Genomic DNA, 19,566 nt, shown 5'->3' with positions numbered 1-19,566 from the left:
CTTCGCAGTGTGCGAGGAGAGTCCTCCCCGCCGACGCGGGGGTGCTCCGCCTCCATGAGGGCTGTCTCAAACCAGCCGCAGGTCCTCCCCGCCGGCGCGGGGGTGCTCCGACGAAGTCGCCGGTGGTCGCTGGCGTGGTCGGGTCCTCCCCGCCTACGCGGGGGTGTTCCGATCTACGCCATCTTGACAACGACGCCCGGCCAGTCCTCCCTGCCGACGCGGGGGTGTTCCGGAAACGCGGTCTGGACGAAGGAGTACGGGGTCGCGTCCTCCCCGCCGACACGCGGATGTTCCGGTGCCCAGGCCGCGACCGATCGCAGCTTTTTCAGCCGCATGGCCAGCATGTGCTGGGCCGCGCGGTCGCGGGCAGCGTCAGCAGCCTCATCCGCGGCGGCGCGCTCGAGCGGCCCATCCTTGCCCCGCTGGTACCGGTGCTTGCGGCACTCAGCCGCGCGCGCCAGCTCCGCCTCGGCCTCGGCCTCGGGAGTGCGGGCCAGCATGGCCAGCGCGGTGCTGCCGTACTCGGCCGCGGCCTGCTCAACCGCGTACTTGGCATTGAACGCGAGAGCGGAGGCCACATGCTGCGGGTCGTCCCGCGTACCGGCCGGGTCCACCAGGTCCAGCAGCTGCTGGTGGGCGTCGGCAATGGCGCGCTCCAGCTCGGCACGGACGTGCACGGTGACCGCCGCGACATCGTCCGGGTCGTCGATATCAGCCGCCCAGGCCGCCGCGACCAGCGCCGTTTCCGTGATCAGTTCTCGGGTCTGGCGCCGGTAGCCACACGCCTCGCACAGCCCCGCCGACCGGGCCGCGCCGCAGTCCGCACACGGCTGCGCCTGCCGGGCCTCTGCGGTGGCCTGCGCAGCGGCGCGCTCGAGCTCCGCCCGGGCCTCCGCCTCCGCGCGGGCAACCTCCTGGCGCGCCTGTTCGGCCTGGGCCTGCTGACGGCGCCACACCAGGTCCTGCGCTTCCAGCGCGGCTTGCCGACGCAACCGCTCCTCGAGGACCGACCGGCGCGCAGCCTCGTCGGCGCCGGGCAGCTCCGCGTCGACCTCAGCAGCGATCCGGGCCCGCACTGCGCGGCGCAGGTGGATCACGTTGCCGCAGGTCGGACAGTCACCGCCTGTGTCGAGCCGGATCCCGTCGTCACACCGAACGTCCGAGCAAGCCCGCCGCCGCACCAGTCCGCGGCCCAGCAGCCAGCCCAGCGAATTCTTCACCCGGAGCTCGCCGCCGGTCTCCTGCAGCCGGTCCGACAGCCGCTCGGCAAGCAGCTGCGCAGCCGCCTCGGGCCGCCCCAGCAGGCCGACCAGCTGCACCAGTTCGGCCTTCGCAGCCTGCTCGACGCGCCTCTGCTGCCAGCGTGACATTTGCGACCACAGCCCCAACACCGGCGCCAACGCGATCCGCAGTTCGTCATTCGATGGCAGGAGCTCCCCCTGCCGCTGCGCCTTTCCGCCACCCACGATCGAGGGCTTAGAAGGAAGCGCAGCAACAGCGCCACGCCGTCCCCCCACCACGGCAGCGTCGGAATCTTTCGGGTTTTCCCCGCGCAGCGGGCCCGCCTCGCCACCGACTAGCGTCAGCTTGGCAACGCCGTCGTTGCCCTCGGCCTGGTCCTCGCGTCCGCACGCGCGTTCCGGGAGACGGCCCTTACCCCCACGGCCTTCGCCGGAAAAGCCACCACTACCCGCACTATCACCACCCTCCTTAGTCCCAGGAGAGTGATTAGAGTGAAGGGCTGCCGTAACGTCGGGCTCTGCCATCTCGGCCCCGTCAGCAGTCTGCACTGCGCTGACCTGAGCATCTGCGGTCGGCTCGGAGGTCTTACCTAGCCCTGCCGCAACATCGGGGTCTGTAAAAGCAGGGGCCGGGGACGCAGCACGCCGTTCCTTGGGACCGGCAGCGCGGGCGGGGCCGTGCGCTGCAGCGACCGCCGGCACCATCAGCCGGGTACGCTGCGCCAAACCGGAGGCCGTCCGCTGCCGGACCCGCTCTAAGACTTCGTAGTCCTCCAAGCGCTCCAGCACCCGCTCACCGCGCGAGACCGTGCAGCCCAGCAGCCGCGCCACAGTTGCCGCCGCGCGGCCGCGCTTCGAGTCGACCGTGCCGCCGCACATCCGCACCCGACCCGTCTCGGTCGCCTCCAGCACCAGCAGCAGCAGCACCAGACGATCCGTTGCAGCACCCCGCCCCCTACGCGCACCGAGCAGCCCAGCCGGAGTTACCGTCCCATCCCGGTGCGCCCAGCCCGGCGCCATCACCGCCTCCAGCAGCCGCAGCAGCGTCGCGAGCTCCGTTCTCCGCAGCGCCAGCGGATGGCCAAGCTGCCCCTGCGCCGCCCACATCGGCAGCACCCTGCACACCAGGCCGCGGTCCTCGCCGAACTCACCCTCTGCCGTCGAGACGTCCACCACGGCGGAGCGGCGCAGGCCCGGCACGACGGCAGAGGCGACGTAGGATCTCGACATCCCCAGCCACCGGCCCAGCTCACCGGACCGGATCTCCACCCGCCCGGTCGCCGACGGCGTCCGAGCGGCCAGCACGACCGCCGCTAGCCGCACCGCGTCCGTGGTCTTCTCCATTCCCGGATCGTCTAGCAGCGCACGCACGGCACCTCTCAGACGAGCACGGGCATCACGCCCCAAAGCCAGCGGATTCCCCGGACCTCGCACCGGCACAAGGCCCGCCTGCGTCGGCGTTATCTGTGCCGGAACCGGCCGCAGCCGCGGCTGCGGCCGCCGTTGCCCCGGAATGAACGGAGCGGCGGCTGCCACCGCCCGCATGTTCACGGACCCTCCTGGCGATGCATGTCCGTACGCGCCGTCACTGCGTCATGGCATGGCGTAGCGCAGCAAGGGCGGACTGATCGAAAGCTTGACAGGCATCTCGCCATCCGGGCATGCCTGAGCTGACAAAGGGCAACACTGTGCTGCATGATGAGCACGGCTCCGATCGCTTGACGATAGGCAGCACAAAGCCCCGCTTTTGTGGGGCTGGGTTCTGGAGAACCGAAATCGAACTGATCGCTACCGGCTGGCACCGGGACGATCAGAACCTCCGCGAGGCCCTGGCAGGCCATACGGAGAGCAGATGGGCGTTGGGCTCAGGTGACTGGCATCACCGAGGAGCCGAGCGCCCCGGGGCGGCAAGAAGACCGGCAAGCGCGGGCGCCGCCCCCGTAGGCCTACGTCATCCCAACTCCCTCCGCACCAGAGGCGCGCCTCATAGCGGGTACGGGAACAGCGGGAATAAACGCGAACACCCCGCCGACGGGCCAGCGCTCACGCATGCGTCGCTGACCCCACGGCGGGGTGCTGTGTGTATGGGGCGGGGTACGGGTACCCTGATCCACGTCGATCACCTTTCGGGTAGCAACAAAGGGTGGTCGGTAGGCCTTCGGACCCCTCCTACAAGGTCCTCCGGCCAGTGGCCCCCACTCGACTTGCCTAAGGTCGAGGTAATGGGGGCCATCGCTTTTATTGATCAATGTGGCAGACACGATACTCCCCCAGCGGGGCGCTCTGAGCCGCCAGAGGCGGCCGTGTCGCCGCTGGTTCAGCGACCGCTGACGGAACGCCAGGCCAAGCACTTTGCCGAGCATGGTGCGACTGCCTGGGATGAGCGCCTGCCAGTCGACACCGTAATCAGGGACAGGGCGGGACAGTCGAAAAGAACAGTTCTCGGTGACGCTCCTTGCGAAACCGAACGGATCTTCTGAAGCAGTGATCATGGCAGCTGTTGGAGCGGATAAGTCGGCAACCGCAGTTGCACCGATCCCCACCCCACCGCGCAGCAGCGCGCGTCGATCGAGTGCCACAAGTGCCACCGTTCCATCGTCTAGACGAGCGGGGACGAAGATCCCCTCGCTGTCCGACGCTGCCTTCTGGGACGCGGCTGTGGCCAGGTCCCTCGATTTTTGGGATACATGGGCGGCCGGATCGGATACATGACCGGGGTCGGAGACGTGCCGACCGATCTCCTGCCACAGCTCGATCAGGAGTCCGCCGGCGCCGAGCACCCTGTCGATCAGTTCTGCTTCGACTCGTTCCTTCGGAGGCCGTTCGCCGTTCTCCCATCGCTGCACTGTGGAGTGCGAAACGAAGGTCTTGGCGGCCAGGCCCCGCATGGACATACCGCGGACCCTGCGCAGCTCTCGGATCAGGTAGCCAAGTCGGTGCTGGGGCGACTTCTCTGGCGTCAGCACGTTCCGCTGCTGCCCCACTTCGAGAGCACGTAGGCGGCGCGGGCGACGTCCTGGGCGGATGCCTGCTTGCCGGTGGCCTTCGATGTCCAGGAGGTGAACTCCTTGGCCGGGCCGTAGCTGCCGGCGCTCTCGGGACCATCGAGCTCGGGATCGGCACGGTACGCCAGGCCGGTGACTCCGGGCAGGGCCTGTCCGGGCGGGCCGTACGCCCCGGTGTGAGAGCTGTCCGGCTTACTGGTGCTGTCCGCCATCAGGTAGACAGGGCCCCACTTGTCTGCTGCGTTCGCGCTCGGCGCGGACAGGATGCCCGCACCCAGTGCCACTGCCGTTGCGGCAACGATCGGACGCCGAGAGCGCTGGACGACCTGCGTGCGGGCAGGAAGTGCTGTAGAAATCACGCTGTCTCCATTGCGGGGATCAGCCGGACCCGGCCAACGGGTTTCTCAGTCCAACAGTTGGTCGGGTCCGGCGACCGCGTGTGACTTAGGGTCCCGCGGTCTGCCAGCCATAAGGGCCCCGAGAGGTCCGTACAGCCTGCATGCGATCCCCCCGTTTTGTCCCCCGTCCAACACCCCACCCGTGGATGGGGGTTGCCTACTACGAGCAGTTCGGCCACTCGCGCCCAGGTTTTTGAGCCCTAGACCTGGACAGGAACACTGCGGTGGCGCATCCGCTCAGGATCAACGTACACCCCAGTTGCGGAGTTCCGTCAACTACAGTTAGGCCTTGAACGAAAGGCGCCGCCACCACCGTTGATTTTTTTGATCATGACAAGGATGTACCGATCGTGACGGACCGTGATCCCGCCGCAGCCAGCGAAGACCCCCACGTGACGATCGCGGCTGCGACTTTTGCGGAGAAACTGGACTACCTGTTCAAGAACGTCCACCCCCCAGGTCGAGGGCCGTACACCTACGCCGAAGTGGCGGACGGGATCAGAGAGGCGAACGCCGAAGCCGCCGAAGTGACAGGCAAGCCGGCCAAAAACCTCACGGCGAGCGCGATCCAGCAATTGCGGACAGAGCCCACGAGGAACCCGACCTACCCCACCATCAAGGCTCTGGCCAACTTCTTCGGAGTCAAGGCCGGCTACTTCTTCGACGAGGACGAGGCCGAGGAGGCAAAGGCGAAAATCGCCGTTCTCGCCGCAATGAGGGACAAAAATGTCAAAAAGGTAGCTCTCCGAGCGAGAGGTCTGAGTACGGACAGCTTGGAGATGGTGTCCACCGTCATCGAGCAAGCCCGGCGCCTGGAGGGCCTAACCGGCGACGAGGCGGACGACGATCTCGACTTGGACAACTAGCCTCGGCCCTCTACGTTGTCTCAGGGGTCATGTGGCCAAAGGTCCTCTTGGCTGGCGGAAGTTGAGCGCATAGGGTTTCGACTCGTTGAGGAGCCAGCCCGCGGCCCGCAGATCGGCGCCGCAAAATTGCAGCCAATAGGCCATGACTCTCGCCACCTTCGGGAACGTGGTATGGACCATGAGCAGCTCCGCGCCCAGTGCGAAGAGCGCGTACGAGCACTTCATCTGCCACACCGTTGCAGTACCCGAGACCTGCGCGACGCCGTCGCCACCATGCGCGGGAAGCCGATCATCCTCAAGCCACTAAAAACGCTCGGCCTTATGGATGCGCCCTGCGGCATCCGGCTTGAGACGGAGGAGGCGGACCTTCTCTTCTACGAAGACGGAACGTCTCCTCTGCACAAGAACCACATCCTCGCGCACGAGATCAGCCACGTCATCTGTGACCACCCCGGCAGCCTTGAGCTGAACGAGGACGCCTTCGACGCCATCGGCTTCGATCCCACCCTCGTCCAGCGGATGTCTGGGCGGACCAGCTACACGACAGAAGACGAACGCGAGGCGGAAATGATGGCCACCGTCATCCGCCAGCACATCTACCGCGGGCGCCAGCTCCCCCCCGACGACCCCGCGAAGGGTCCCGAGCGGTGGGAAGCCCTGTTCGCCAAACCTCCGAAGAAGGTTCGCCGCAAGTCATGATCAACCTCATATTCTCGGGCGTCGCCATCGCCCTCCTCCTCGCTGCCGGCTACTGGGTCAGAGGGCGAGGCGGGCACAGGCCCTTAGGCACCTGGGCAATGGCCGCGCTACTGGCCTCGTTCGCCTTCGCGTTCGCGTCCTACGCGCCGATCGTGGAGAACACCGTCGACGGGGTCATCCCTCAGGTCGCGAGGCTGATGAGCAACTCATTCACACTGTGCGCGGCCACCGCCGTGCTGGCCTTCATGTTCCAGCTCAACCTGGAACCGGAGCAGGCCCGGCGACAGACCCGCCTCCGCGTAATCCTCCTCGTCATCGCGGTAGCCGGCATGACCGCGCTGTTCACTGCCGAGCAGATGGCCAACCGCTCCGCCACTCTCTACGCGTTCTACGTGCTGATCTACATCTCCTACCTCGGCTACACCGCCGAGGACTTCCTCCTGCAGACCTGGAAGCAGGCCAAGCGCTCACGCCGCCGCAGCCAGCGCGTCGGACTCCGCATAACAGCAGCCGGGTGTGTCTTCGCCCTGATGTACGCCGCGTACAAGGTCGTCGCGCTCGTCTCGATCGGGCTCCGCCTGAACCTCATCCCCGACGGCTCCAGGTGCTCCTCCCCCATCGCCCCGTTCCGCTGCACGTTCAGCGTGACCGCGCCGGCCCTGGCGGTTCTCCTCATCACCGTCGGCCTCACACTGCCCGCCGTGCTCTGGCCGGTCAGCCAGTTCCTGCGCCGCCGCTGGGAGACCAAGTCCTCCGCCGCGCTCGCGCACCTCTGGGAGGACCTGACTGCCGTGGCTCCAGAGGTCGTTCTCGACCACAGCATCTCCCGCGCCGGCGAGCAGTATGACGACTCCGACTACCTCCTTCACCGCCGAGTAATCGAGACGGAAGACAGCGTGCTGGCGCTCCGCCCCTACCGCTCACTGCAGGTGCAAGAGCGCGCTCAGGAGCTGGTCGCCGCCAAGGGGCTGCACGGCACCCCCGAAGGAGCAGCGATCGTCGAAGCCGCAGTGATCACGGCCGCCATCCGCGCGAAGAAGAGCGAGCACGAGCCCTGTGAGGAGCAGGCCCCGCCCGCTCCCGAGGCCCCTTCCCGGGAAGGCAGTCTGCCGGCGGAGACCGAGTGGCTCCTCCTGATCGCCGCTGCCTACGCGGACAACGAGACCGTGCGCGTCGCTGCCGCTGAGCCGACGATGACTGACGCGGTCTCAAAATCATGACCGACCCGCTGCAGGACCCTCAGTTCTTCAAGGACCCGTACGCGACGTTCGCCCGTCTGCGCAGCGCAGCCCCCGTACACAAAGTGCCCACCGGCTCGAAGGGGCGCTACAGCTACGTTGTCACCGGCTACGCCGAGGCCCGGCAAGCATTCGTCGACCCTCGGCTGTCGAAGGACACCGCGCGCTTCTTCGCCGGTCAGCCATCGGCTCGCAAACTCCACCCGGCGGTCTCCCAGAACATGTTGGCCACCGACCCTCCGCAGCACACACGGCTGCGGAGCGCCGCGGGGCCAGCCTTCACTCCTGGTCCCGTGGCGCGTATGCGCCCCTACATCGCCCAGGTGGTCGACGCCATTCTCGACGCGTGGCCACCCGGCGAACAGGTCGACCTCGTGGCCGGCCTCGCAGTGCCGCTCCCCGTCACGGTGATCTGCCAGCTGCTGGGCGTGCCGGAAGCCGACCGGACCATGGTGGCGCAGTGGTCGAACGAGCTCTTCGCGGCAGGCCAGCCTGATCGGATCGATGCTGCTTCCCATGCCATCGCCGGCTACATGGCCGACCTCGTCGGCGCGAAGCGAAGCGAGCCGGACGGCGGCCTCCTGCACGACCTCCTTGTACGCAGCGATGCGGGCGAGCTCACGGCAGACGAAGTGCTCTCACTGGCTGTGCTGCTACTCGTAGCCGGCCACGAGACGACGACCAACTTCATCGGCAACGCGATCCTCGCGCTGATCCAGCACCCCGACACCCTCGCAAGGTTGCACGACAACCCGCAGCTCATCCCCACCGTCCTGGATGAGTTGCTCCGCTTCGACGCCCCCATCGGCATCGCAACTTTCCGCTACAGCACGGAAGCCCTCACCATCGGCGCAACCGAAATCCCGGCGGGCGTCCCGGTCCTCATCGCTCCAGGAGCAGCCAACCGCGATCCATCGCAATTCCCCATGCCCGACCAGCTCGACCTCACCCGGGACTCCAAGTCGCACCTGGCCTTCGGGCACGGCATCCACCGATGCCTGGGCGCCCCCCTCGCCCGAGCCGAAGGCGAGATTGCGCTAACCGCGCTACTCACCCGCTTCCCGGGACTCGAGCTCGCCGTCCCCAGCGAGAATCTGGAGTGGCGTCAGACTCGGCTGATGCGCGGTCTCGAGTCCCTGCCGGTACTCCTGTAGCCCGGAGTCCGGAGGGCTAGGGCGCGTATCGAGTCGTGATCATTGGGTGGTCGTCCGGGTGAGGTCTTTGATCCAGATCATCGAGGTGCGCAGGTGTAGGCCCGCGAGCGGGTCTTGATGCCCCTATGGATGTCAACCGGCTGACGTTGGTGTCATGGCGTTCTGTCTGGGCGGGATGGTGGCTGCCCCCCGCGCGGGCGGGCCCAGTTGCCAGGTCAGGCCCCAAGCCCTGGGCTTCCCGGAGAACTAGAACTGGCCGCTCACGGCCCGCACGCATGATGGTGGCCCTGACCAGTTACGGGGGATCCTGGTCAGGGCCGGTCTCGGGGTGGACACGCGGCGGTGGATGCGTCTCAGAGGAAGGTACTGCAGGGCTTCAGTCGAGCGATCTTCCTCGCAGGCCATAGGTGTGAGGCCCGGGGACAGTCGAGTCCGGAACCAACCGGGAGTGCCGATATTTGTCTGTTTATCTGAATCTCTTAAGTGGCGCTCGAAATCAGGGTGCAGCCCTTAGGCGCTCGTCTGGCTCGGATCACCATCAGGGGCGAGACCGGCGCGCACGGAGCGCGTTACATCACAGCGGACCTGCCCCAGTGCCGCCGAGAGTTGCTGCACTACTTGGGCCGCCCCAGCTACGGCTTCGCGGTCTTCGTCGCTCAGGTCGTCCATCTGGCTGATGCTCATCCTCATCCTTCCCCCGATCCGGCACGCTGTTGGTGGTGATTGGTGATGCGCTGAAATGCGCTGGCAAGACTGATGACTCGCTCTTCGGCCCAGTGGGGACCCACGATCGACATGGACAGGGGAAGACCGTCCTGGGTGAAGCCGATCGGAACTACGGCTACAGGGTGACCAGTGACACTCCAGGCTGTGGTGTGCATTGAACCCAGGTACGTCGACGGGTCCAGCGGGTGCATCCGGTCGAGGGGCGGTGCGCCGAGGTGACAGGTCGGAGTGATCAGCAGGTCGACCCGCTCGAACAACGACTGGATCTCAACGGTGAGCGCGTCACGAACCCGCTGAGCACGGAGATAGTCACGAGAGCTGATCGACTCGCCTGCCGAGAACACCCAGCGGGCTCCTCGCCCATAGCCTCCCCAATCCTGTGCCAGCATGTCGTGGTGGACCTCATGGGCCTCGGCCAGCATGATCACATTCCCCACCACGTTGAGCATGGGGTAAGAGGGGACCTGAACCGTCGAGCGCCGCACTCCCAGGGAGTCCAGTTCCTTCAGCGCCTGGGTAAGGACCTCCGGCTGGGCAGGGTCCACGCCGGCGTCCGCGTGGTCCACCAGGGTGTCGACACCGATCCGCAGCCCGTCCACGTCCTCGTCCAAGGCCGAGATGTAGTCTCCGACCGGGGCGTGTGACGCCCACGGGTCGCGCGGGTCAGGCCCTGCCATGACCTGGAGCAGGCGGGCGCACAGATCGATCGAGCCGGCGATCGGTCCAACGGTGTCCAGGGATGACGCAAGCGGGTAGACGCCTGCGTTCGATACACGTCCGCGCGTGGCCTTGAGTCCGGTCGTCCCGGTGTAGGCGGCGGGGATGCGCAGGCTGCCGGTGGTGTCGGTGGCGATCGCGGCGTCGAAGCAGCCGGTCAGCACTCCACTGCCTGATCCCGAGCTGGACCCTCCAGCCCAGCGCTCGGGTGACCAGGGGTTCCGGCTGATGGGCCGGGGACCGGATCCATCCTGGACGCCCAATGCGTACTCCATGGTGGCGGTCTTGCCGACCACGACTGCTCCGGCCTGCTTCAGCCGGGTCACCACGGTGGCTTCAGGCTGTTGGTGAGGCCAGTCCGCCAGAGCCACGTTGCTCTGTGCCGTGGTCGGGGCCGAGGACTCGAAGATGATGTCCTTCACCCCGAGGGTCACCCCCATCAACGGCCCCTGACTGGGCTTGTCACGATGTGCCCTCAGAGCCTGGTCGTGAAGCGGGGTGACGAAGATCCCCAGTTCCTCCGAGACTTCGTCAGACGCGGCGCGGGAGCGCTGGATCGCTTCCTCGACCGTGTCGCGTGCGAGAGTTTCGCCGGTAGCGGTGGTCATAGTGTGAGCCCTTCAGGACTGATGTGTGGCCGACTTGGGGGTGCGGGTCAGGCTCCGCAGAGTCAGGGCGACCCCAGCGGCGAGGACGGCGCAGGCCGCCAGAGCCAGGAATCCGTGCCCGATGCCCGTGGTCGTCGCCTGCGCGGCGGACGAGCCCGAGTCCATCTGGTCTCGTACGGTGGTCGTCAAGATCGTCCCGATCACCGCGATGCCCAGAGCCGCACCGGTCTGGTTGAACGTGTTCAGCAACCCCGAGCCGACTCCCGACTCCTCCATGCGCACATGGGAGCTGCCGATGCCGTACAGGGGGGCGAAGCAGCTTGGCAGACCCGCCCCGATGACGGCCAGCGCAATGATCGTCACCGCCGTGCTGGAATCTCCGGTGGCGAGCACACCTGCGCCGAGGAGTTGGGCGACCGCACCGATCAGGTATACCCCGCCCGGCCCTACTGCACTGACGAGCTTGGGCACAATGAAGGCGACGACCAGCGACGCAAGCCCCATCGGCAGGAGCGACAGGCCGGCAGTGAAGGCACTCATCCCGTGGGCGCGCTGGAAGTAGATGCTGGCCAGGTAGGAACTACTGATCATCACCGCAGCCGCGAGCAACAGGCCGATGCTGCTGAGCCAGTAGGTCCGGATGCGCAGCAGGTGAAGCGGCAGCAGCGGATCGGACTTGCCCAGCTCCAACACGGTCAGCACCGCAAGCAGCACCACGGCCAGACCGATACTGACCCACGCCACGGTCGTGGTCATGCCGTCCTGGAGCCGGATCAGCCCGAATGACAGGCTGGCCAGTCCTGCGGTGGCCAGGGCCGCCGTCGGAAGTCTCAGGGGGCGAGTGCCGGTCGCCGACAGAGCCGGCAGAGACCGCAGGGCACCGATACCGGCGGCCAGGCTCACCGGAATGTTGATCAGAAACGCCCACCGCCAGTTGATCGCAGTCACGATGAGGCCGCCCAGCACCACACCGATGGTCGCGCCGAGCACGCCCAGACCGCTCCAGGCCGTGAGAGCGATCTTCCGCTGCTCGGGAATCTGGTATACCGCCAACACGATTGACAACGCCGCCGCAGATAGGAGTGCGGCGCCCAGCCCCTGGACCGCACGGCCCGCGACGAGTAACTCCTGGTTCCACGCCAAACCGCATAGCACCGAGGCGGCTGCGAACACAGCCAGCCCGGTTACGAATGACCGGCGCCGCCCGAGCACGTCGGCGACCCGGCCGCCGAACAGCAGCAGGCTGCCGTACACCAGGACATAGGCGCTGATCGTCCACTGGAGAGCCGATGAGTCCGCAGGGAGCTGGGCGCCGATCGACGGCAGCGCCACGTTGACCACTGTCGAATCCAGCATGACCATCAGCTGGGCCACTCCCACGACAGCCATCGGAGTCCAGGGCGCGTGGGCCTGCCCTTGTCTTGTCTCAGCGGGTGAAATCGCCTCAGTCATCGATGTCTCCTTTCGAAGGCGCAATTTACATTCATTCGCATGAATAGACAAGAGGGGTTGGCAGATCTACACTGCGAGGTGTGGTGAACACTCCTCTTGCCGACCAATGGCTGTCCCTGGTGCGCGTCTGCGCGGACATGAACCAGGCGGTCGAGCGTGCACTGTCCGCACGGCACGGCCTCTGTGTGAGTGCGTACGAGATCATGGACGTGATGGCGCGTGAGCACGCGTGGATTCGCCTCGGAGAGGTCAGTTCCCGGACCTCCCGAAGCCAGCCGCAGGTCTCACGGCTGGTCACACAGATGGTCAACGAGGGGTACGTGGCACGTAAACCGTCACCGGGCGACGGCCGCGGCTCTCAGGTGCAGCTCACACCCGCGGGGCGAAAGGTCTTCCAAGAGGCCGCGACAACGGTGGATAGCGTTCTGGGGAACGTGGCTGACGAGAACGCCGACGCACGTGGGTTGATGATCCGGCCGCTTCCTCAGGTGGGGTGATCCGCCGCCGGACAGGGAGCGGTCGCGCCGTGCAGCCCGTTGGCCTCCGGCAAGTTGCGGCGGGGCCGGGCTCGTGGGCCCGGCCCCGCCGACGTTCAGGCAACCGTCAGGGGCTCGCCCGTGAGCGGGCTCTGCCCCGTGGCCACGGGGTTGTGGCTGCGGCCCTGGCCCAGGTGGCCGTTGACCGGTCGCAGATCCGTGAGAACGAAGGATCGCCGGAGCCAGCGATCTGTTCCGTCGTATCGCGGGGTGAAGTCGGTGCGTCCGTGCACTGCGCGGCGGTTGTCAAGAATGATGAGCTCACCCGGCCGGAGTACTAGCCCTTTGAGAGAGCGCATGATGGCATGCTCGAGCTGGTCCAGTGCCGTCTGCGCCCGAGGTGTCGTAGCGATCGTCCCGTTGAAGTCCACGCGAAGGTCGGGGTACTCGCCGAAGCCGTGCAGTACCGGCATGGGATCGGTCAGCATTTCGACTGCCTCGTCCGGCACAAACGAGGTGCTGAAACGGGTCCGGAACTCCGGTCGTCGCAGCGCCGCAACCGTCTCGGCGTCCAGACTCGGCAGGACGTCGCCGATCCCTCCTGTGACGGTGGCCGCGACCCCGTCATGGTCCCCGCGGAGGCAGAGCAGGCTCAGGAAATGCGGAGGATTGGGGTGGAAGCCGTCTTCAGTGTGCAGTTCCAGCAGCACGGAGCCGCTGTTCTCCTGACGATTCTCGGCGCCCTTCTTCGGGCAGACGTCCTGCACCAGGTGTCCGCACTTCTCGTCGGTGTAGGAGATGGAACGACCCAGAACCGACATGACCATGAGCTGGCTCAGCGTCGCCACGGGAAGTTCCGACCACGGCGGCTCGTTCTCTGCCGGGTCCGGAGTGGCGGGCAACGGGCTGACCGGGAGGCCTGTCAGCAGCAGGCAGCCGCTGGCGTTCCCCACGTCCCGGAACGAAATCAGTGCCCGTCGTACAGAGGCAGGGAGCGACACCGCGGCCAGTTCCACTGCATGCAGCAGGTCTGTGTCGTGCAGTGAGCACCCTTCGTACTCTTGGGCGACCACCAGCGCTGTGCGCTCCACCAGCGCAGATTCTTCGCTCGTCAGCGGAATGCCCCCGAGTCGGGCATCCGCGTAAGTGAAATCCTTACTCATGTCGCCTTTCTCTCCTGTGCCGTCCGTGCCGTGCGTAGTGACAGTTGGCGGCTCGCCCGGTAGGCCGGTGCAGGGGCGAATCCGTTCCAGGCCTGCTCCGACGGCAGGTGGCCCAGAAAGCGAGCCCGCTCCCACTGCCGAGCGAGGTGGTCGACGATGCGGCGCCCCCGCGTCATCGAGACGTGATGAACATCGACCGCGACGGTGGGAGGCAATCTCCGGCCCGCGACCAGGACATTGACCATGTGCACGGCCAGTGCCCCGAACTGCGTCGCTGCCTCGGCCAGTTGCGGAACGCTGTAGTCCGGCTTGGTCAGTCCCCGCCGGAGTTCGCGGAACATCTCGCCGGGTATGTGTGCCCGAGGAGCGATCCGGAAGATCACCTCCCAGGTGGCCAGACGCTCCTCATCACCTGGGACCAGCTGTCCGTCGAAGATTTTCCGGATCACCCGGTAGTCGAAGCACTGGGCCGCGAGCATGCCCGCCATGTCCCAGGCCGTCACCAACGGCTTGCGCTGTCGGCAGGCCTCCTTGTGCAGGCAAATCTTCGCGGCCAGACCGGTGGGCGTGGTGACGTCCACGCCGTCGACGATGAAGTCCGCCTGTTCAACCAGGGCCTCGGCGTTGGCCTGGGTGATCCCTTCGGGCACGACCTCCGCATCGACGTGCGGATTGATCGCACGAAGGGACCGGGCACCGACGGATGCCTTGTTCTGGCCGAGGTCCTCCACGGTGGCGTTCTGGCGGTTCAGGTTGTTGAGCTCATAGGAGCCCACGTCGGCCAGTACGAACCGGGTGTATCCCATCCGTCCGAGCGGCTGCACGGTGGCTCCCCCGATGGAACCGCAGCCGGCGATCAGCAAACGTGTCCGGCGGATCCTCTCCTGCAGCTCCGCGGGGATCAGACCCTGGTTGCGCTGGGTCAAGGACGCGTAGAACCGTGCGTCGTCCAGCTCGCGCGCCTGCTGCGGTGTGCTGACGTCCGTCACGCTCATGCCCTTGCCTCCATGAACTCGGCCAGCCGGGCGCGCACCGAGCCATCTTCTCCTGAGGTGAGCACCGCCCGGAGACGCTTCAGCGTCGGCTCCAGCCCCTCTCCATACCTGAGAATGAAGGGATACGAGCGTTCCTGCTGATCCCACATAGGGGCAAACAGGTCCGAAGGGTTAGGCGGGAGGGAGGCAACATCCAGCGTCTGCGTGCTGAAGCCCAGCAGACGCAGCTGGTGGATGGCTCCATCGAACTTGCCGTCCCCCACGATCGCCGCGTGCTCGGTGCCCAGCACCCGCAGACAGGCCGACGCCCAGCCGAGGTAGACCCACCAGGGGACGGAGACTGCGGACTGCGACCGGGGCATCGCGTAGTCGCGAACCAGGCGCTTACCCTCCCACACCAGGGACGAGGGGGTTTCCCTTCCAAGGTGGTCGGCCAGCCGGATGCCGTAGTCCCGCTCGAGGACGAACGTCTGGTGGGCCGGATCGCCGAGCGCGGTCTCCTGGCGGTCGCGCGAGGAGGCCAGGGTGCCGTAACCGCGCAGACGCCCAGTGCCCCGTTCCACGACAAGGGTGTGATAGTCCCTCAGGGCCAGGTCGTCGTAGGGCTCGGTCCGCAGTCCTCGTGCTGCCACTGCCGAGGCGTTGACCCACCCGCGCTGCAGGTACTGCACCAGCCGGAACTGGTAGATCCGCTCCAGGAACAGCTCCGGTATCTGTGATCCGCGGACGGTCAGCGTCAGCAGTCCTTCAGGGCTGGCCTCGCGAAAGACGGGATCGCCGGCCAGCGACGCCTCCAGATCCGGCAGCCTCAGATCGATGCCGGCCCGCAGGAGTTCCTCCGCGTAGCGGTCGGCTGTCACAGCCGTCATCGCGTCTCCGACCGGCCGAACAGATCACCTGTGATCACAAGTGCCAGCGCTTCCGGGGAGCCTTCATAGATACGGGGCGCGTAGGCGTCGCGCAGAACACGGTCCATGCCGTCGCCGCGCTGGAAGGCCTGGGCACCGATCAGAGCCATCGCGGCGTCAGCGTTGTCGATAGCAGCGCGGTCCGCGATCAGCTTGGCGACCGCCGGCTCGTAGGCCGGGGTCGGGATGACGTTGTCGGCCTTGACTGCGGCGTCGAGGTACAGCGCCCTGGATGCGGAGACCCGAGCAGCCATGTCGGCGAGCTTGCGCGCGGACATCTGGTGCTCGTACAGCAAGCGCCCGCCCTGCCTACGCTGCCCACTCCACGCGATCGCGCGCTCCAGGCTGTGCCGGGCAATGCCCGTGGCAACCGACGCACTCGTCACCCGGGTGAGGTTGCCGACCGCGACATTGAGGTCCCACCCGCCGTATTCCTCACCGATGATGTTCTCCTCGGGAACCCGGGCATCGGTGAACACCAGCTCACCAGCCGGCGCGGTGCGGTAGCCGACCTTGTCGTGGATCTCCCCACGGGCGACCCCGTCCTGTTCGAGGTCGACGACGAAGCAGGTTAGACCGGTCGACCCGGGCGAACCCTCGAAGTTCGCCATGACCGTGGCGTATGTTGCTGCCGGGGCGTTGGTGATGTACCGCTTGGTGCCGTTCAGGAGGTACTCGCTGCCCGAGCGCTTCGCGCTGGTCATGTCCTGCGCGAAGGGAGCGTTGTCCGGCAGTACGAGATCTGTGCCGTTGCGCTCCTCGGCCACTGCGTTGCACGCCAGGACGGGCTCACTGCCCAGGAACGGCGCCAAGTACCGCTCCTGCAGGCGAGAGTCACCACTGATCAGTATGGGCGTCTGAAAGAGACCTGTTGCGCCGAAGACCAAGGCCATCCCCGGGTCGGCGGCGGCCAGCTCCTCGACGAGGAGCGCGACGGCGAGGTTGCTCAGCCCAAGGCCCCCCATGTCCCTGGGTATCGCCATCCGCAGCAGACCCAGGGCATGACCCTCGCGGACCGTGTCCCAGTCCACCTGTCCCTTCTCGGTGCTGTCGCGCTCGGCGGCACCAGGGGCGATCACATCGCGGGAGAAGGAGACCACGGTCCGCAGGACGTCGGCTTCGAAGCTGTCGAGAAGCGGGTGGTCGGCAGGGGAGTGCGTGAAAGTCATGGATTCTCCTCGTCTGGGGCGTTCAGCGCTCAAGCGCCAAGCTCGAAGGACGACAGGGCCTGCCCGAAGGCGAAGGTCTGCATCACCGGGCCGTGCGCGGTCAGGCGCCGGCCGGTGACTGACCTCAGGAAGCTGCGCCGTCCCGCCGCGATGTCCTGCAAGTCGGACCAGCTGATCCGCAACACGTGAGTCGGCGGGGCGTCGGTCACCTTGCCCTGCGGGTCCAGAACCACGTCAGCTTCCGGATCGCTGATGACGAAGCGGACGGTGACACCCGCGGCGGCCCAGGCTTCAGCAGTCTGGGCGGCTGTGGTGAGGACCTCTGTGACCTGTTCAGATGAAGTTGTCATGCGGATCCCTTCGCAGTGGAGTTCGACGAGATCCCCAGTTATAGATCGAAAGTGTGTTCCACTTCACCGTGACAGGGTCACGTACAAGATCTATACTTACCCGCAAGTAACGCATACGCCGACGGGGGAAATCAGGTGGCTAATGCGTCATGCCCGGCACGCCACGTGCTGGCTCGTATAGGCGAACGCTGGACCATGCACGTATGCAACGAGATCGCCACTGGGGCAACGAGATTCTCTGATCTCAAAGCAGCTATCGGCTGCGTCTCACCCAAGGTCTTATCCGAGACACTGGTACGGCTAGAGCAGGATGGCCTGATCGAGCGGCGGGTTTTCGATAGCCGACCGCCAAGGGTGACTTACGAGCTGACACCCCTGGGGGAAAGTCTTCTCCAACTCGTGCGCGGCATCGTCAACTGGTCAAGGCAACACGGGCCGCTCATCGAAGCAGCTCGTCGTGCCTACGACACGCACGATTCACGCGAACTTCAAGCACCGAAGGTCGCCCTGTGAGCTATCACCGCAGACGGCCCAAGCCCGAGCGCTACGGCGTCTGATCCTTCCCTGCGGGGCCGCGGCTGGCCGACCCCATCTCCCGGGGTGGTTCACCGGTGGAGTGGACCCTGGGTGGGGACGAACCCTGTTTTCACACGCGGTGCGGAGACCGGCCCGCAGTGGACCGGCTCTACCCCGGCCGTCAGGCGATCAGGCCCGGGCGCCTGCTCGTCCCGGTTGGCACCGCCAGCGGCCTGCTCATCTGCTTCCGTCACTAGGGCCAGCGCCGCGGGCGGCGATGACGATGGGACGGCCCATGCTCCCCGCTCGGGACTACGGTCGGAGTTGGGCAGTAAGAATGAGCTGTGCAGCGACAAGCGACAGGCGTTGAGAGCCTCCCGGCCCCTCAGACCGAGAACGAGGCCAGACTGCTGCATGTGGTCTGGCTCGAGGCTTTCGGTGATACCGGGTGGCCGACCTTCCACGCCATCGACCAGCGGCTCGATCAGTACGGCATTGACGCCGTCGAGACACTGCGGCTGCTTCCGGCGCATCTTCTGGTGGGCTGGCCTGAGCCCACCCGACGGGTGCCAGCTGCCGACGCGCCTTTGCAGTTAACGATCGCCGGTGCTGCCCACTGCCCGGGAGCTGCAGACGTGGTGGATACGTTCATCACGCTCGTGCGGACGCTGGCCGACATGGAGAAGCACTGGCCCGTCCGAAGCCCCGGCATCCCTGGGCTGCGCAGTGGGAACGCACTTGATGCGCTCCTGGATCTGCCCTACGCCAACGGACTGGCCAAGCTCGGTCGGCTAATCGGCTTGGACAGCGTTGAGCGGGACGATGATGTCTGGTGGTAGGTACGGTCCGGGAGAGCTGCTATGACTGCGCCTTCGTGCTATCGCGGTACGAACCCTGGTGCATCCTCGCCGACTCGGGTCCCGAAGGAGTGTCCTCCCCGCCGACGCGGGAGTGTTCCGTCGGTTCCGGGAACCTGCGGGTTCGGGATCATGTCCTCCCGCCGACGCGGGGGCGTTCCCGGACCTGACTGGAGGCCCATATGCGCGCCAACGTCCTCCCCGCCGACGCGGGGTCCGGCAATGAACGCGGTGGCGATAGGTCGGAGGGACCCTTGTCCGACACAGGAGGCCGCTCCGTGCCGGTTGCGTGGTGGAAATCCGTACGTCTGTTGTGGGTGGTGGCTGGGAGGATCCCTGTCATGGAGACGATCGAGACGAAGAGCCCGGTCCATGCCCGCTCCCGAGAAGAGCTCAGGGCGGCCATTGCTGCCGGAGCGCGACCGAAGTGGCTGATGTTCTGGGGGCATCAGCCACAGGGGGACGGTTCGATCGGGCCGGGTGCGCTCAGCCAGTGGTGGCCTTCCCCGTTCACCGTGGATGGCGTGAAGTACGCAAGCGCCGAGCATTGGATGATGGCAGGTAAGGCCCGCCTGTTCGGTGACGACGCGTCGCTGCCGGCGATTCTCGAGGCGCGCACACCCGCCGAGGCCAAGAACCTCGGGCGACTGGTCCGCGCATTCGACGAGGTGCGCTGGGCCGCTGCCCGGTTCGAACTGGTCCTCGCGGGCAACGTCGCCAAGTTCGGGCAGGACCCTGCCCTGCGCGCGTACCTGCTCGGTACGGGTAACCGGGTGCTGGTCGAGGCCAGCCCGCGCGACCGGGTGTGGGGAATCGGGCTCGGCGCCTCCGACGACCGTGCCACCGAGCCGTCCCAGTGGCGTGGTCAGAACCTGCTCGGCTTCGCTCTAATGGAGGCACGGGCCCGTCTGGCTACTGCTAGCGATGGGTTCTGATCATCTTGCGGAACACCTCCTCGTCGGGGAGCCCGCCCCTCGGATGGCGAAACCATCGTCGTCGTCCTCCCCACCGATGCGGGGGGGTGTTCC

The 19,566-nt window shown here is 66.7% G+C and carries 18 protein-coding genes and 1 CRISPR repeat array (1 of these 19 cut by a window edge); of the genes, 9 read left to right on the top strand and 9 right to left on the bottom strand.

Annotated features, from left to right (window positions below; genetic code table 11):
• A CRISPR array of direct repeats spans positions 1-295; the repeat unit is 29 nt; it reaches 1,017 nt to the left of the window's first position.
• A gap of 49 nt (positions 296-344) precedes the next feature.
• Positions 345-1,367: a hypothetical protein gene (locus ACTWQE_RS15455; protein WP_443329508.1), complete on the top strand. Its 1,023-nt coding sequence runs from the start codon at positions 345-347 to the stop codon at positions 1,365-1,367.
• Between the two features lie 1,820 nt (positions 1,368-3,187).
• Here ACTWQE_RS15455 and ACTWQE_RS15450 read toward each other — a convergent pair.
• Positions 3,188-4,207 (bottom strand): helix-turn-helix domain-containing protein, encoded by a 1,020-nt coding sequence (locus ACTWQE_RS15450; RefSeq protein WP_443329507.1) that lies wholly within the window; start codon positions 4,205-4,207, stop codon positions 3,188-3,190.
• Positions 4,201-4,605 (bottom strand): hypothetical protein, encoded by a 405-nt coding sequence (locus ACTWQE_RS15445; protein WP_443329506.1) that lies wholly within the window; start codon positions 4,603-4,605, stop codon positions 4,201-4,203. The genes ACTWQE_RS15450 and ACTWQE_RS15445 overlap by 7 nt, the downstream gene beginning before the upstream one ends.
• Before the next feature lie 389 nt (positions 4,606-4,994).
• Here ACTWQE_RS15445 and ACTWQE_RS15440 point away from each other — a divergent pair, with 389 nt between their 5' ends.
• The 4 genes from ACTWQE_RS15440 (at position 4,995) to ACTWQE_RS15425 (ending at position 8,601) form a co-directional block, all read left to right on the top strand.
• On the top strand, positions 4,995-5,510 hold the full coding sequence (locus ACTWQE_RS15440) for a Secondary metabolite protein (RefSeq protein WP_443329505.1): 516 nt from the start codon (positions 4,995-4,997) through the stop codon (positions 5,508-5,510).
• Between the two features lie 171 nt (positions 5,511-5,681).
• Positions 5,682-6,209 (top strand): regulator component, encoded by a 528-nt coding sequence (locus ACTWQE_RS15435; protein ID WP_443329504.1) that lies wholly within the window; start codon positions 5,682-5,684, stop codon positions 6,207-6,209.
• Positions 6,206-7,429, top strand: coding sequence for an MAB_1171c family putative transporter (locus ACTWQE_RS15430; protein WP_443329503.1), 1,224 nt, complete (start codon positions 6,206-6,208; stop codon positions 7,427-7,429). The genes ACTWQE_RS15435 and ACTWQE_RS15430 overlap by 4 nt, the downstream gene beginning before the upstream one ends.
• Positions 7,426-8,601: a cytochrome P450 family protein gene (locus ACTWQE_RS15425; RefSeq protein ID WP_443329502.1), complete on the top strand. Its 1,176-nt coding sequence runs from the start codon at positions 7,426-7,428 to the stop codon at positions 8,599-8,601. Before ACTWQE_RS15430 ends, ACTWQE_RS15425 begins: the two co-directional genes overlap by 4 nt.
• 686 nt (positions 8,602-9,287) lie before the next feature.
• Here ACTWQE_RS15425 and ACTWQE_RS15420 read toward each other — a convergent pair.
• Positions 9,288-10,652 (bottom strand): amidase, encoded by a 1,365-nt coding sequence (locus tag ACTWQE_RS15420; RefSeq protein ID WP_443329501.1) that lies wholly within the window; start codon positions 10,650-10,652, stop codon positions 9,288-9,290.
• A gap of 12 nt (positions 10,653-10,664) precedes the next feature.
• Positions 10,665-12,104, bottom strand: a complete 1,440-nt coding sequence (locus ACTWQE_RS15415) for an MFS transporter (RefSeq protein WP_443329500.1) — start codon at positions 12,102-12,104, stop codon at positions 10,665-10,667.
• An 80-nt stretch (positions 12,105-12,184) separates the two neighbouring features.
• Here ACTWQE_RS15415 and ACTWQE_RS15410 point away from each other — a divergent pair, with 80 nt between their 5' ends.
• Positions 12,185-12,601, top strand: a complete 417-nt coding sequence (locus ACTWQE_RS15410) for a MarR family winged helix-turn-helix transcriptional regulator (protein ID WP_443329499.1) — start codon at positions 12,185-12,187, stop codon at positions 12,599-12,601.
• A gap of 95 nt (positions 12,602-12,696) precedes the next feature.
• Here the strand turns inward: ACTWQE_RS15410 and ACTWQE_RS15405 are convergent, their stop codons facing one another.
• Genes ACTWQE_RS15405 through ACTWQE_RS15385 form a run of 5 tightly spaced genes read right to left on the bottom strand, consistent with a single transcriptional unit; the run spans position 12,697 to position 17,165 of the window.
• The gene (locus tag ACTWQE_RS15405; RefSeq protein ID WP_443329498.1) at positions 12,697-13,743 is read right to left on the bottom strand and encodes a TauD/TfdA family dioxygenase; all 1,047 of its coding nucleotides are present in this window, start codon (positions 13,741-13,743) and stop codon (positions 12,697-12,699) included.
• A complete protein-coding gene (locus ACTWQE_RS15400; protein ID WP_443329497.1) occupies positions 13,740-14,738 on the bottom strand; it encodes a ThiF family adenylyltransferase in 999 nt (332 codons plus the stop codon). Before ACTWQE_RS15400 ends, ACTWQE_RS15405 begins: the two co-directional genes overlap by 4 nt.
• Entirely contained in the window at positions 14,735-15,607 is an 873-nt protein-coding gene (locus ACTWQE_RS15395) for a hypothetical protein (protein WP_443329496.1), read from the bottom strand. The genes ACTWQE_RS15400 and ACTWQE_RS15395 overlap by 4 nt, the downstream gene beginning before the upstream one ends.
• Positions 15,604-16,815, bottom strand: a complete 1,212-nt coding sequence (locus tag ACTWQE_RS15390; RefSeq protein ID WP_443329495.1) for an acyl-CoA dehydrogenase family protein — start codon at positions 16,813-16,815, stop codon at positions 15,604-15,606. The genes ACTWQE_RS15395 and ACTWQE_RS15390 overlap by 4 nt, the downstream gene beginning before the upstream one ends.
• A gap of 29 nt (positions 16,816-16,844) precedes the next feature.
• The gene (locus tag ACTWQE_RS15385; protein ID WP_443329494.1) at positions 16,845-17,165 is read right to left on the bottom strand and encodes a hypothetical protein; all 321 of its coding nucleotides are present in this window, start codon (positions 17,163-17,165) and stop codon (positions 16,845-16,847) included.
• A 135-nt stretch (positions 17,166-17,300) separates the two neighbouring features.
• Here ACTWQE_RS15385 and ACTWQE_RS15380 point away from each other — a divergent pair, with 135 nt between their 5' ends.
• The 3 genes from ACTWQE_RS15380 (at position 17,301) to ACTWQE_RS15370 (ending at position 19,473) form a co-directional block, all read left to right on the top strand.
• Positions 17,301-17,678 (top strand): winged helix-turn-helix transcriptional regulator, encoded by a 378-nt coding sequence (locus ACTWQE_RS15380; protein WP_443329493.1) that lies wholly within the window; start codon positions 17,301-17,303, stop codon positions 17,676-17,678.
• A 419-nt stretch (positions 17,679-18,097) separates the two neighbouring features.
• The gene (locus ACTWQE_RS15375) at positions 18,098-18,520 is read left to right on the top strand and encodes a hypothetical protein (protein ID WP_443329492.1); all 423 of its coding nucleotides are present in this window, start codon (positions 18,098-18,100) and stop codon (positions 18,518-18,520) included.
• Between the two features lie 359 nt (positions 18,521-18,879).
• On the top strand, positions 18,880-19,473 hold the full coding sequence (locus ACTWQE_RS15370) for an NADAR family protein (protein ID WP_443329491.1): 594 nt from the start codon (positions 18,880-18,882) through the stop codon (positions 19,471-19,473).
• Positions 19,474-19,566 lie beyond the last annotated feature (93 nt).

The organism is Streptomyces sp. 8N706, assembly GCF_052245415.1.
In the GTDB taxonomy this organism is placed as follows: domain Bacteria; phylum Actinomycetota; class Actinomycetes; order Streptomycetales; family Streptomycetaceae; genus Streptomyces.
Note: the sequence above shows the minus strand (reverse complement) of the source record. Positions and strands in the feature narration are given on the sequence as shown.

Bases quoted from the DNA above. Each gene is read 5' to 3' on its own strand.
- ACTWQE_RS15435 (WP_443329504.1), top strand. From the start codon at position 5,682: ATGGACCATGAGCAGCTCCGCGCCCAGTGCGAAGAGCGCGTACGAGCA.
- ACTWQE_RS15430 (WP_443329503.1), top strand. From the start codon at position 6,206: ATGATCAACCTCATATTCTCGGGCGTCGCCATCGCCCTCCTCCTCGCT.
- ACTWQE_RS15425 (WP_443329502.1), top strand. From the start codon at position 7,426: ATGACCGACCCGCTGCAGGACCCTCAGTTCTTCAAGGACCCGTACGCG.
- ACTWQE_RS15420 (WP_443329501.1), bottom strand. From the start codon at position 10,652: ATGACCACCGCTACCGGCGAAACTCTCGCACGCGACACGGTCGAGGAA.
- ACTWQE_RS15415 (WP_443329500.1), bottom strand. From the start codon at position 12,104: ATGACTGAGGCGATTTCACCCGCTGAGACAAGACAAGGGCAGGCCCAC.
- ACTWQE_RS15405 (WP_443329498.1), bottom strand. From the start codon at position 13,743: ATGAGTAAGGATTTCACTTACGCGGATGCCCGACTCGGGGGCATTCCG.
- ACTWQE_RS15400 (WP_443329497.1), bottom strand. From the start codon at position 14,738: ATGAGCGTGACGGACGTCAGCACACCGCAGCAGGCGCGCGAGCTGGAC.
- ACTWQE_RS15395 (WP_443329496.1), bottom strand. From the start codon at position 15,607: ATGACGGCTGTGACAGCCGACCGCTACGCGGAGGAACTCCTGCGGGCC.
- ACTWQE_RS15390 (WP_443329495.1), bottom strand. From the start codon at position 16,815: ATGACTTTCACGCACTCCCCTGCCGACCACCCGCTTCTCGACAGCTTC.
- ACTWQE_RS15385 (WP_443329494.1), bottom strand. From the start codon at position 17,165: ATGACAACTTCATCTGAACAGGTCACAGAGGTCCTCACCACAGCCGCC.
- ACTWQE_RS15370 (WP_443329491.1), top strand. From the start codon at position 18,880: ATGGAGACGATCGAGACGAAGAGCCCGGTCCATGCCCGCTCCCGAGAA.